The organism is Candidatus Babeliales bacterium (assembly GCA_019749895.1).
In the GTDB taxonomy this organism is placed as follows: domain Bacteria; phylum Babelota; class Babeliae; order Babelales; family RVW-14; genus AaIE-18.
The window spans coordinates 70,701-83,401 of record JAIEPG010000002.1 but is presented as its reverse complement, the minus strand read 5'-3'; the positions used below and the strand labels follow the sequence as shown (position 1 = coordinate 83,401).

7 protein-coding genes are annotated in these 12,701 nt (G+C 41.2%); 5 read left to right on the top strand and 2 right to left on the bottom strand.

Going from position 1 to position 12,701, the window contains the following annotated elements:
• Nucleotides 1–162: 162 nt before the first annotated feature.
• The 4 genes from K2W90_01395 (at nucleotide 163) to K2W90_01380 (ending at nucleotide 5,178) form a co-directional block, all read left to right on the top strand.
• On the top strand, nucleotides 163–858 hold the full coding sequence (locus K2W90_01395) for an OmpA family protein (GenBank protein MBY0353001.1): 696 nt from the start codon (nucleotides 163–165) through the stop codon (nucleotides 856–858).
• 145 nt (nucleotides 859–1,003) lie between these two features.
• Entirely contained in the window at nucleotides 1,004–2,401 is a 1,398-nt protein-coding gene (locus tag K2W90_01390) for a hypothetical protein (protein ID MBY0353000.1), read from the top strand.
• Nucleotides 2,402–2,493: 92 nt separating this feature from the next.
• Nucleotides 2,494–4,200 (top strand): type II secretion system ATPase GspE, encoded by a 1,707-nt coding sequence (gspE, locus tag K2W90_01385; GenBank protein MBY0352999.1) that lies wholly within the window; start codon nucleotides 2,494–2,496, stop codon nucleotides 4,198–4,200.
• Between the two features lie 438 nt (nucleotides 4,201–4,638).
• Nucleotides 4,639–5,178 (top strand): dual specificity protein phosphatase family protein, encoded by a 540-nt coding sequence (locus K2W90_01380; protein MBY0352998.1) that lies wholly within the window; start codon nucleotides 4,639–4,641, stop codon nucleotides 5,176–5,178.
• 1 nt (nucleotide 5,179) lies between these two features.
• On the opposite strand, the gene K2W90_01375 is transcribed toward K2W90_01380, so the two are convergent.
• Both K2W90_01375 and K2W90_01370 read right to left on the bottom strand, forming a co-directional pair.
• Nucleotides 5,180–5,503, bottom strand: coding sequence for a type II toxin-antitoxin system HicB family antitoxin (locus K2W90_01375; protein MBY0352997.1), 324 nt, complete (start codon nucleotides 5,501–5,503; stop codon nucleotides 5,180–5,182).
• Nucleotides 5,500–5,754 (bottom strand): type II toxin-antitoxin system HicA family toxin, encoded by a 255-nt coding sequence (locus K2W90_01370; protein MBY0352996.1) that lies wholly within the window; start codon nucleotides 5,752–5,754, stop codon nucleotides 5,500–5,502. The genes K2W90_01375 and K2W90_01370 overlap by 4 nt, the downstream gene beginning before the upstream one ends.
• Nucleotides 5,755–6,122: 368 nt before the next feature.
• Here K2W90_01370 and K2W90_01365 point away from each other — a divergent pair, with 368 nt between their 5' ends.
• On the top strand, nucleotides 6,123–12,590 hold the full coding sequence (locus K2W90_01365) for a dual specificity protein phosphatase family protein (protein MBY0352995.1): 6,468 nt from the start codon (nucleotides 6,123–6,125) through the stop codon (nucleotides 12,588–12,590).
• Nucleotides 12,591–12,701 lie beyond the last annotated feature (111 nt).

Here is a 12,701-nt window from a genome sequence, read left to right as displayed (position 1 = left end):
CATTCGCTATTATACCCTATCCTAAAAAAAGTGCGTAATAGAATCAACAAACTGAATAAATTAGTAGTAAAATGGGACTATTTATGATACCTTTTGTTGCAATTGGTATGGACCGCTGATAGTAAAATGGTTTTATTGTTTCAGGTATAATAGGAGTATACGATGAAAAAATTGACGCTTTTGGGCCTGGCTCTAGTAGTTCTTGTGTCCGGTTGTGGCAAAAAGAAAGATGCTGAACATTGCGATGCTGGCAGAAAATTTGTGCATGCTGACACACAAGGTGAGATTCCTGTGTACACAGCAGAAAACGAAGAATTGTTTGATGATGCATCATTGACTGACTTTGCTTTTGTAAATGAAGATGAAGAAAATCTTGTTGTATCAAATCAAGAAGTAGACAATGAGCTTGCAAACGCAGCAGACCGCAATGCTGAAGAAGATGCAGATTTGTTGGTTACCAACGAAGCCTTTGAAGAAGATTATGAATTCCAACGCGTGCATTTTGATTTCAACCAAAACGAAATCAAGAATGATCAAAAGCCAGTCGTAGCTACTGACTGTAAGTTGGCAAAAAAAGCAATTGAAAGCGGTAAGACCGTGACAGTACAAGGCCATACCTGCCAAATGGGTTCAGCTGGCTACAACCTTGCACTTTCACAACGTCGCGCTCAAGCAGTTAAGAAAGAAATGGTTGCACAAGGTCTTCCAAAAGAAAAAATTAAGACAATCGGTCTTGGTTATGAATCACCATTGGTTTGGACTAACGAAACTGATCGTGACAAGAAGATTGAAGCATTGTCTGCAAACAGACGTGCTGAAGTTGTTTTGGAAGATGAGCAAGATTCTCATTTTGCATAACACGCCATAAGCGAGTCCATTGAAGAGGTCTGGGAATTTCCCGGGCCTCTTTTTTTCGCCATTTTTCTAAACTGTTGCCCGCTCCCCGCTACCTGCGCTACGCTCTTTAGAGGATAAAGAGCTGTGCTCTGGGGAGAGGGGTGGTATGAAGTCTAAAAAATTATTAATTATTGTTTTGTTTTTCTCTTTTTCACAATGTATGCCCGCAGCCGGTCCGTTGGTTGGTTTGCAAGTTGGTTTGCAGGCACTTAAGACAAAATTGGCAACGTTGGCGCAGGCATTGTCTGCGCTTGTACCAGCACCAGCAGGACCAGCAGCACCGGCGGGACCAGGTGTGCCAGCAGTACTTAAGAGAAAAAAATTTACTAACCCCGTTACGTTGCTCGAAAAAGCAGCGATAGAAGAACTTACCAATTATGTTTTTGGTGTTGATGAGGCTGGTAAGGTTTTAGAGAAACCAAATGCTGAGTTTTTTGTGAAGTATCTCGAGTACCACGTAAAAGGGACTGGTCTGTTTCAACCTGGTTCATATAATTGTTTTAGAGGTTTAACTCCTACTGATAAATTGCATGATTTATTTAGGCATTTTGAGGCTTGCTATGAGTTGTCGATAGATTCATGGCGAAGAGGCATTTTTGATTTATTTTTCTTGGAATTTTGTTTGTCCAAGTTTAATGGCAAAGAAAAAGAGTTAACCTATGCTTCGCTTGGGTCAGGGTGTCTCGGTCAAGATTTTAAATTAATTGATTTGCTAGCTCGCTTTGGCTTTACCTTTAAAAAGCTCATTTTTATCGATACCAATTATGCTGGTGACGTTTTTAATAATGTGAACTATAAGCAAAGATTTCAAGAGTTTGCTAATTGGTTTAAATCGGCACATTCTGAATCTTTTAAAGATACTGAAATTTACGCTTACAGTAATTCTGAAGATTATTGCCGCGATTGTACTGTAGACCCTTCTATGAAATGTGACATTTTGACGTCAATTGATGTTCATTTGCCGCAGCCTAAAATGCAAGCAGATTTGACAGATGCGCATAAGCCTCAATTTTCTGTTCTTAAAAATCTAGTTACCAAAACATTAACCGATACCGGTTGGTTTGTTTCGTTGGCCGTTGCTGTTGTGCAAGCTCAGGGTGATGGTACCATGATCCCCTTGAACAATGGTTCAACGTATCGAGCTCCTGCAACACAGGAGCAACTTGATAGCAACAAATCTTTGAAAGCAGGTGATCTTGTACCGCACTATAGAACCAGTGCAATTGCATTTGGTACCAAGAGTGGAGAATTTAATTATAAGTTATTTGCCCCGCAAGGTAGTATTTCACACTTTAATCATGATAACCCTGCTAGTGATCTTAGTAGAAATGAAGCTTTTTTTTCTGCGCACTCCGGGCTAGAAGGCTTTTATAAGAAGTACTACAATCATGGCACAGGTGTAAGTAAAGAAATTCCTCTTGCGGAGAGACAGGCTAAAATTGATTCTTTGCTGACGAGGTACTTCACGAAGCAAGGAAATTTTGATTCATATGCCTTGCTTTAGTCATTTTGCTAAATTGTTGCCCGCCTACCACCCATCTGATACACTCTGGACCACGTATAAAAATCTGATGCTAAATGAAGGAGCTGGGCAGTATGCTGAGAAAAAAAATTGGTGATATTCTTATCGATCTTGGAATTGTTACCAAAGAGCAGCTTGATGATTGTTTAAAAGAACAAAAATCGACCGGCAAATTGCTGGGTACTATTCTTATTGAGCGTGGCTTTGCTTCAAAGCATGACGTTGCTCGTGCGCTGGGCGAGCAGATGCAGCTTCCCTTCATCCAGCTGATTACCGAACAAATGGCCGACCTTGAGCTGTTGCGCAAAGTGCCACTCAAATTTTTGCGTCAGCACATGGTAATTCCTATCATGTTTGAAGGCCAAAAAACGTTGGTAACCGCCAACCCGCACGACTTGCAGCCGTTGGACGATCTTTCACTACTCATGGCCGGTGATGTGCGTTATGCCGTTTCTACCGATTTAGTTATTATGGACGCCATCAACAAATACTACCCGCTAGAAAGTAGTAAAGAAATGATGGAAGAGCTTACCGAAGGCGAAGATGAGTTCGGTTTTAGTTCCATTGAAGACAAAGATATTATGGAAATGGCCAACGAAGCGCCCATTGTAAAACTGGTCAACCACGTTATGTTTCAGGCGGTAAAAGAAGGTGCGTCAGATATTCACATTGAACCGTATGAAAAAGAGTTGCGTGTGCGTTACCGCATTGATGGTAATTTATATTCCCGCGTTATTCCGCCCAAGCGCTACCAGGGCGCTATTGTTTCGCGTATAAAAATTATGGCGCATCTCAACATTGCCGAAAAGCGGATACCGCAAGATGGGCGTATTCAAATTAAAGTGGGCGACCGTGCATTTGATATTCGTGTGTCCATTTTGCCTTGCAATTTTGGTGAGCGTGTGGTTATGCGTTTGCTCGACAAAGGTAAGGGCACTAAAGATTTAGAAAAAATTGGTATGGCAGAGCGAGATTTAAAGTTGATGCTGCGTACCATTGAACGCCCTAACGGCATTATTTTGGTGAGCGGTCCAACCGGTTCTGGTAAAACGTCTACGCTCTATGCCATTTTAAATCGCTTAAACCAGCCCGACGTTAACATTATTACCGTTGAAGATCCGGTGGAATATACCGTGCATGGTGTGAATCAAGTTCCGGTTAATGAAAAAACAGGGCTAACGTTTGCCGTTTCTTTACGATCTATTTTGCGACAAGACCCCGATGTGGTGCTGATTGGTGAAATTCGCGACCGTGAAACGGCAGAAATTGCAACACAAGCTGCCTTGACCGGTCATTTGGTGTTAAGCACCATTCACACCAACAGCGCACCGGCAACCATTACGCGGTTGATCGACATGGGCGTTGAGCCGTTTCTTATTGCTTCTTCATTAATTATGGTTATCTCACAACGCTTGGTACGTACCTTGTGTCTTGAGTGTCGCCAAGTTTACCAGCCCGATGCTGAAGCTATTCGCCGTCTTGGCATAACGGCTGCCCAAGCTGCCAGCATAACTTTTTATAAGCCTGTTGGTTGTGACGAGTGCCTACAAACGGGCTACCGTGGCCGTTGTGCGGTGTTTGAAGTTATGGAGGTTGACGATGCCATTGCCCGCCTGATTATTCAACGAGCCGATGCAAATGTGGTGCGTGACCAGGCGCTTAAAGCCGGCATGACGCTGTTGGGTCTGGATGGCGTACGGTTAATTCAAGAAGGCATAACTACCATCGATGAAGTGCTTGCAGTTGCCTACGTGCAAGAATCCGACGAGCCTGGACTGTAGCCTTCGAGACGCAACTCTCCGAGTTGCTCCTCAGGCCGAACGGGAACTAAAAACTATTGAAGTAAAAAAAGTTAAAACCAGAAGACATTCTATATTCCCCGTTTTTCCACGTTTTTTAACAGACTCAGAATGATTGGGTCTTACTTCCATCCGTTTTCCCACGTTTTTCAATAGGCTTAGGGATGGCCGAGGCTTACTTCCATCCGTTTTCCCTGAGGAGCTCGTAGAGCGTCTCGAAGGGTGCTCATCCCGAGTGTTTTTGAGCGACCCGTCCTCCGAAGCCCGTTCGTCCTGCCTGTGCACCGAAGCTATGAAGAGCGAAGGTGTAAGCTTGTCGAAGGATAGGGCGTAGGAAGAAGCGAAAAAATGTATCGAGGGAGGGGGCTTTTGCACACCCACCACCTTTTTGTTAAGATAGGGCTTTGCAAGGAGCCCTTTATGAAAAGAACACTGTTTTTATTAATGCTGAGCGTTGCTGTTATGAACATTGCCCATAATTTGTCATCTTCAATTAGCCCACAGTATTTTTCTTGGATCTGTGAAAAAACCAACAATAAAATGGCCGGTATGGCACAACCCGCGTGCAAAGAGCACATTGCCTACCTGCACGAGCACAATGTTGGGTTGATTGTTACGCTGACCAAAAACCCCTTGCCACCACAATATTTTATTGAGCATCCTGGTATCAAAACCCTGCATCTGCCCATTTACAATCTGCACGTGCCAACTATTGCACAAGCTGAAGAGTTTTTGCGTGAAGCTAAAGCGGTTCAACAGCAAGACAAAGGCGTTGTTGTGCATTGCAAACACGGCATGGGCCGCACGGGCACGTTGCTTGCCTGTTGGTTAATTGCCAACGAAGGCATTGATGCCGACTCGGCAATCCGTAAAGTTCGTGAGCTGCGCAATCCGTCGATTAGTACGTTTGAACAAGAGCAATTTGTGCGCACGTTTTACAAGTCGCGCCTGGCTAAATAGTTTATTTTTGTAACTTTTCGATAATGTATGAATTGAGGCTGAGGCCGTGAGACGCAGCCTCATTGGTTAGAATGGCATGAAGCTCTGCTGGAATGCGAATACGTAGATTGCCTGAAAAAGTTTTCTCAGGTTTTTCGTTGCGTTCTTGGCACCACGCAAGATAATCATTAACAGAGTCTTTAAAAGCTTTATTGAGCTCTTGAACGCTTTTGCCTTGAAAGGTGATAACGTCTTTCAGTCCAATAACTTCGCCATGAAAGATTTCTGCTTCATTATCAAAGGTAACGTGGCCATAATAGCCTTTATAGTGCATTAAATTATTCATAAACTAATCCCCGCGTTTTGTAAGAACCTTTTCATTGATACCAAGGCGCCTCTGTCTGTTTCGGGCTTTGGATGTGGTCGGTGAAATACTGCTTTAACATCATTGAGTATGATACGCACCCGTGACCCATTGCCCTCACTTATTTCAGCTCCTAAATTTCTGAGGAGAGATTCAATATCGCTCCATCGCACGTTAGGCTGCGGTGGCGACTTAAAAATGAGCTCTAAAGTTTTTTTATGCTTTTTATTCACTCACAGTCCTTGGCTATCTATTCTTTTTTACTAATTTTATGGTACCACAATTTGGTACCCAGGTCAATTTTAAAGTTATTTTTTGTTAAAAATAGTCTTGAAAATAGCCTTTTTTTAATAAAATAGCCCTTTTGAACAAGAGCAATTTGTACGCACGTTCTACCAATCGCGCCTAGCCAAATAATTTACTTTGATTTTTTAGAGATCCCCAAGAAATTGGGGGTCTTTTTTTTGTGAGAATTTTCTTCTTTTTGCTGAATAATTGAGCTTATCTTTCTCAATTATTGATATTCATTTTTTTAATTACTTACTCTTAGTTTTGGTAAATCGCATAATCCAAAAAATTAAATCTAAGCTGAGGATAAGAAATGAATAAAAAACAGAGACAGTACGTGCTGTGTTTTCTCTTGCTATTTTTTATTAATAATCATGCATTTACAGCTGCCACAAACCCACTAGACAACTTGAAGGGTGGACTTACCGCCTTAAAAGCAAAACTTGGTCAGTTGGGACAAGCGTTAACTGATTTGAGAGAAAAGCAGGAATTGGAGAAAAATTTAAAAGAAGCAGCAAGAAAAGCCAAAGAGCAGGCGTTGTGGGGTCAGTACAATACCGGTTTTACCAAGGCCCAAGAATTTGTTAAAAGCAAAAAGCCGCTGAGACAATATGTAAAGGATTTAAAAGCGCAAGAGCAGCAAGAAGAATCTTTAACAGGGAAGATCTGGGGTGCTTTCAAGGGCATGTTTTGGGAATCAGATGAAGAAGAAGAAAAGAACCCAGACGCTGCTGCTTTTATTGCGTATGATACAGCACCGTTTAGAGATATCGACAAAGAACTTTCGCAATTGATTGCCAGCTTGATTGCTGCTATTGCCCCTCACGACAAAGAAGCATTGCGAGTTTTTGCTGAAGTTCAGGGCTATGGTTACAAAACAGGAAATCTGCAAGAGCTTGAAAAGATATCTCGAGCATTAAGCATTTTGACTAACTTGATTGCCGACAAAACAGGTTCTTATGAGTTAAAAATACGTGTGCCAGAGTTTAAGGGTATTTCGTCAGATTCTATAAAAGCATTTTTGCTAAAAAATGGATTTGATATAAAAACTCGTTGGGCGGATTTTATAGCGCGTTTTGACAAGGCTGCGCAAGATCAATTTAAGCGCGATCAAAATTTTTCAAAAACGTTTTTGGATAATTTAAAGGTCTTAGAAAATGATGTTATGGCCATTTTTAATACAGCTGCAACAGAGCCTGACGTTGTTTCTGGTATCTTTGATTTTGATGCTCAATTTGAAGTTGGCATTAATGAAACACTTGAAAAAATAAAACGTTTCAAAAGTTCATTAATGGTTCGTAGTACCGGGAAAGAAGATACCGACAAGCTTGCAAACGCCGGGGGTAATGAAAGTGTTGCAAACGTTGCGCCGCAGCTGTCAGAAATTTTGCTGGCAATGGGTGTGGTAGTTGGTTCATATTTTAGTGAAAAATCCTTTATGCAACGTTTGATTGGTGGTGATCCTGAGTTATTTGATGAGCCATTTACGCCAGTGCTTATTCAAAGAATGGTGGGAGAGCGTATTCGTGGTATTCGTTCAAAAAATGTGCGTTCAGCGTTCAATAAACCTGGTCCTAACTTGTTTGAAAAATGGGATACCTTTAAAACTACAAGCAAAAATTCATTGGATGCATTTTTTAACACACAAGAGTCTGATCTTGATGGTATGTTAAAAGCAGCTCAAAAAGGAGGATGGCAGGTTAAGGTATCGCTTACTAATGGTACAAACTTTCAAAATGTTGCGCCTACACCAGAAGCTATAGTCCTCGCCGTGCGTGTTCTAACAGCTGCATCTGTTGCAAACCCAAACAATTATGTTGCTGTGCAAATAGAGCCAGTTTTGCCTGACAACAAAATGATAGAAAGAAGATTACCAGCATGTGGTGTTATGTTTACCGAAGAGCCGGGCGGGGGGATTGCAAAAAAAGATCTCTTGAATGAGCATTGGGATTATTCTGTCAAGGCTCGTTCAACTGGCATTGTGGCTATTGATGCCGCGTATGGGCACAATGAAGGGGTGGTCAACAGTCTTGTTGGTGTTGATACCTACTATCTGAGCGATTTTGACAAAATGTATGCAATTGTGCGACCAAAGCCATTTAGGAAATTTCCTTCTCTTAACCAAGATTCTAAACTTGAAGATCGCGATAATCCGCCAGATCTTGCCATGAGCCCAGTACTGACATCGTACGAAGGACTTATGCTCAAGCTGTTGGCAAATGTTCTTGAAGAATATTACCTCAAGCCAATGGACGTTGAATTTGTTATTGATAGAAATGATTCAACATTGTACTTGGTGCAAGCTCGTCCAATTACGCATAATCCAAATCAGGGAGAGCCGTCATACATTGCCAACCCTGCAGCGTTAACGGGAGAAGTTTTTAAGGGAGAAACAATTATTCCAGCCGATGGTGCTGTTCGACTGATTGATGGCAACCAAATAATTGTTAAAAGTACTATGGGTGAGGCTTTTGATACGTACATGCATAGCAAGACAAAAGAACGTGTAGCTTGCGTTGTGGTGGGGCAGCATGCGCCACCAACATCGCATGAGGGAACACAATTTCGTACAGCAGTAAAGCCGGTTATTTTTATGACCGGTATTAATAAACTTATCGATGCGATCAGTGAGCCTGGTGCAAAGTTTTTAGTCGACCCACAACAGGGGCTGGTGGTTCAGTGGGATTCAAAGCAAACGTTGCAAGATTTAAAAAATACCAATGATATTCTTGAAGGTTGGAAAAATTATCCAATATCGCCGTTGCTTTCTAGCATTGCACCGGCAGATTTTGATGCTACAAAGGTTGATGATTTACTTAAAGAATTAGAGTTAGAACTTAAAGAAGGAGTGAGCGCAGCGGAACTTCAAGCTTTCCTTGCCCCATTTAAATCGACTAAAAACCAAGCAGCATTGGCTCCGCAAATTATGACTATGCTTGACACTGTGGCACAAGGTGCCGATGAAAAGAATCTACGGATAAGCTTTTTGGTTCTTTTGATGGTTATTAAACAGCGTATGGAATTTTATGTAAAATCAATAACGCTAGATCAAGATTTAACTAACAAAATAGCTTTGTTTAAATATACCTTGGCTAAGGTTGGACATCATATTTTGCAAACACGTAATTTTGTAAAAGGGACAGACGATTATATTAAACGATTATTTGCGGTACGTTTCTTAGAAGCATTATTGTTTCAGCAGCCAGAGGCGGATCAGGTACTTAATGCATTCTCACTTGCCAATTTTGTTTTGCGTACTTTAAAACCTGAAGCGATTGCTATTCAAAGACTCAAAGAGAAAGGGCTTGTTGAGCCTGAAATCAAACAAGAAGGTAAAGTTATTCAGTATGCAAAAATAGCAGACGAAGCACTTAATCAAGTAGTGAGTGACAAGTGGATTCAGTTTGTTGCCAAGGTGGGTGATGTTGGTGGCAAGCAGCACAAAAAAGATTTTGGTGAAGCGGTAGCAACCTTGGGTAAGCTTGGGTTGCTTACCGTTTGGCTGCACACTGATTTTTTTGAACCGGCAAAGGAAAAAGATTTAACACAAGCCCTACCAGTTCAGCAAGTTCTGATCTCTCTTGTAACGGCATTCAATAACGATAAAGCTCTGTTGAATACGGTAAATGAGAAAATTGCGCGTGTTAAATTTTTAAAGCCTGAAATATTTGCTCAGCGTAAAAAGTTTGATAAGCAATGGTTGCTGCTTACTGGTATTGTTACTGAGCTTATTGACCCTGCGTTTGTACAATCATACAAAAATGCTGGCGATATAGGTAAAGTGGCGGTGTTGTCACTGTTAGATTTATTTATTGATACGTTCGATCAGTCAATAAAGGCAGTTAAAGCAAGTAGTGAGTATGAAGTGGTTACTAGTGCTGCAAATCCTAAACTTAACACGCGCGACAACAAACTTTTCACCTTTAAAACAATGCTAGATGAATATTTACGCCTGCTTACCGGCATTAGTCCGTATCAAGAACTTGGTGGGCATTACGGTACCGCTTTTGATACTGGCGTGACTGTTAAGTTAGCAGCCGCAACAACAAGCTTATCTGGAGCAGCCAAGCTTTACGATGCTGCTCAACTTGATAACTCTAACAATTTTAACGTAGCGCTTGTTGTGATTGGTAATAAAGCAGGAGGTTCTCTTCAAGCTGTCAACACGTTTGAAGATATTTTTACCTTTATTCATCAAAGTTTGATTAATGTAACAAGTTTCTTTTTGGGTAAGACTTCTGTTGTGGCGCTGGCAAGTAAAGATGCTCCAGCGTTGCCGCAGTTGCTCAAAGACTTGCTTGCAGAAATTGATAGCATTAAGAAAGTAGGTTTTGGTACGCATGGTAATCATGCAACGTTGATGGGGCTTTCGTTTAGTAAAGGTACTCTTGGTTATAAGTATAATTATCCGTTGAGGTCTCATAGCGCAACTCTGTTTCTTGAATACAACAAAAAAACTGACACGGCTCGCTTTGGTTGCAGAACGAGTGGCGAAAACGAGTGGGGTCGTTTCTATAAAATTGGTGACTATGCTCAAGCGGTTGCATGGGCATTAGATCTTAAACAAGTTGAAGTTACGCCAGAAAAGAAGGCGGTTACTTTTTGGTGGACGGTGACCAAAGAAGATATTGCGCGATTCAAGCTTGCTCCATATCTCCCTACAATAAATATTTTGGCAAAGGCTATGCGTCAAGCCAATGATGGTCCAACTGGCCACAACGGACTTTCATATGCTACTGATGGCAGTGACTCCATGATAACAAAAGAAAACACAACGTATACTTTTATTGTTGATAATTTGTTAAAAACACTTGCTTTAAAAGAGAGCTTTGCAAAGAAAATAATTGAAAAATCATTATCTGAAAAAAGCTACCCGCATATGTACCTTGACCGTGTACTTGAGTATATTCCAGCAGGAACCGCTGGCGATAAATATTGGAAGGGTACTCTAGCGATTATGGATAAATTGCTGAGTAAGACGTCTTATGCTGCTAATGCCGATATCTTTTTCTTTAGAGGCAATAGAAGTCCTGCCTATCCTCATGACGTTCCAGCTGATGAATATTATGGAATATCTGAAGAAAATATTTATCAAACGTTAGCGCGGCGTGAAAATGATCATCATGCCAGACAAATGGATAATCTTCGAGGTATTGGATCATTTAAACATGCAATAGCACAGCAGATATTTAATACGATTGTTACAAAAACTTATTATTCTAAATTTTCTGCAGATATTTGGACAGACTTTGTTAACTTAATTAAGAAGCGTCCTGATTTCTTTGCGAGCCTTAAGTCGGTGAATAGTTCTGGTGGCTTGGGAGGTTCTCCCTATTCCACAGTTGCAAATACTAATCTGCAAACATTTCTGCAACAAGCGCAGCAGCCGGGGCGAGCAGGAGCAGCACAAGTTAAAGAAGCAGCGCAAGCAGTTGTGGTCTATGATCAGCTCATGAATCTTAACGCTGCGGGTTCATCAGTAGCCTCATTTGTTGGGCCTGCGGGTGCGAAATTGGCCGGGACTGATACCGAGATTCAAAACTCTAAGAAAAAGTTCTTTGATGAAAACATGGAGCTTGTTTTGTCTGGTCAAAATGGGGTACAAGTTTTCAAGGCTTTTTACCCTTTGGCAACAAGTGTTAATGAAGTAACAAAAGATAAGCTTTGGGACGAATTTAATGCACAAATTTATGGCAATCAGCTTGTTTTAAAAAATGTGATTGAACTATTAGAGTTTTGTGATGCAGTGAACTTGCAAGCGCGATTAAAAGAGCTTCTTGAAGGGAATAATTTTTCTTGGATTGACGATAGTCCTCACCGGGTAGGTGGCATGGCTTTACCTTATTCTTTTGCGTACATTAAAGCATTACAATTTGAAGGTGTTAAGAATCTGGTTTCGTTGACAAATGAGACGCAATTGCCACAGGAATGGTTTACCAGTGCTTTGGGTGTGCCAGGCTGGAGTACGCTGCGCAACGTAAGAATCCCAATTCAAGACTTTGCGCCGCCAACGCTTGCACAAATTAAACAATTTATAACTCTGGCAAGTGTTGAAGCCAATCAGCCGCTTGTTGTTCATTGTGCTGGTGGCTATGGACGGACGGGGACTATGCTTGCTTGTTGGCTTGTTAAATCAAAAAATATAACGGCCCAAGAAGCGATTGATGAAGTGAGGCTCAAGCGTCCACACTCAATAGAAACGGAAGAGCAAGAAAATAGTATCAAAGCATACAAAGTAGATCTTGATACGCCGCCACCACCAAGCCCATGGACGTATTATAATTCTGGTGCGTCTGCACCTGGTGATTTATATCCCACGAAACCAGCTTTATTGGCTGACCTTTCTAGCCATTTTGCCGACAACAATGCTCCTGGAGCAACGCCAGAACAGCGGCAAAATCTTCAAAGGGTTTTTGATTCGGTGCCGGTTTTACTTGATAGTCCGGACGAAGTTTTTGCTCGACTACAAACTAGTGGTAGTTTGCGCCGTTTAAGTCTTATCTTGGTACATATTTTGTTGCAAGCTGGCTATAAAAATGATGTTTTTTTACAAAATTATGCTGTTCAGTACACATCGGTTTCTAGTGCAAACAATGGGGATAATTATTCTTATCTTGCTCAAAAGAACTATGATCTTTTAGTTAAAAATATACAAAACAAGATTTATACTCAGGCACAGGCCCAGTTGCTTGAAAATGCAAGAAAGCCATTTATAAATCAAACTTTAAAAGGCGGGCAGCTGAAGAATGTGTTAGATAGTTCTTATCATGGCTTAATTTAGTAATATCTCAAGAAAAAGGGGCTTTTTGTTTAAAAAAAGCCCCTTTTTCTTAAAAATCAAAAGTATGTTAAACTTAGTAGTGAGGTTGATTTGGTCTGTTGTTATGTGTGG

Excerpts from the sequence above, each read along its gene's own strand:
- gspE (MBY0352999.1), top strand. The coding sequence starts at position 2,494 with ATGCTGAGAAAAAAAATTGGTGATATTCTTATCGATCTTGGAATTGTT.
- K2W90_01365 (MBY0352995.1), top strand. The coding sequence starts at position 6,123 with ATGAATAAAAAACAGAGACAGTACGTGCTGTGTTTTCTCTTGCTATTT.
- K2W90_01380 (MBY0352998.1), top strand. The coding sequence starts at position 4,639 with ATGAAAAGAACACTGTTTTTATTAATGCTGAGCGTTGCTGTTATGAAC.
- K2W90_01395 (MBY0353001.1), top strand. The coding sequence starts at position 163 with ATGAAAAAATTGACGCTTTTGGGCCTGGCTCTAGTAGTTCTTGTGTCC.
- K2W90_01390 (MBY0353000.1), top strand. The coding sequence starts at position 1,004 with ATGAAGTCTAAAAAATTATTAATTATTGTTTTGTTTTTCTCTTTTTCA.
- K2W90_01375 (MBY0352997.1), bottom strand. The coding sequence starts at position 5,503 with ATGAATAATTTAATGCACTATAAAGGCTATTATGGCCACGTTACCTTT.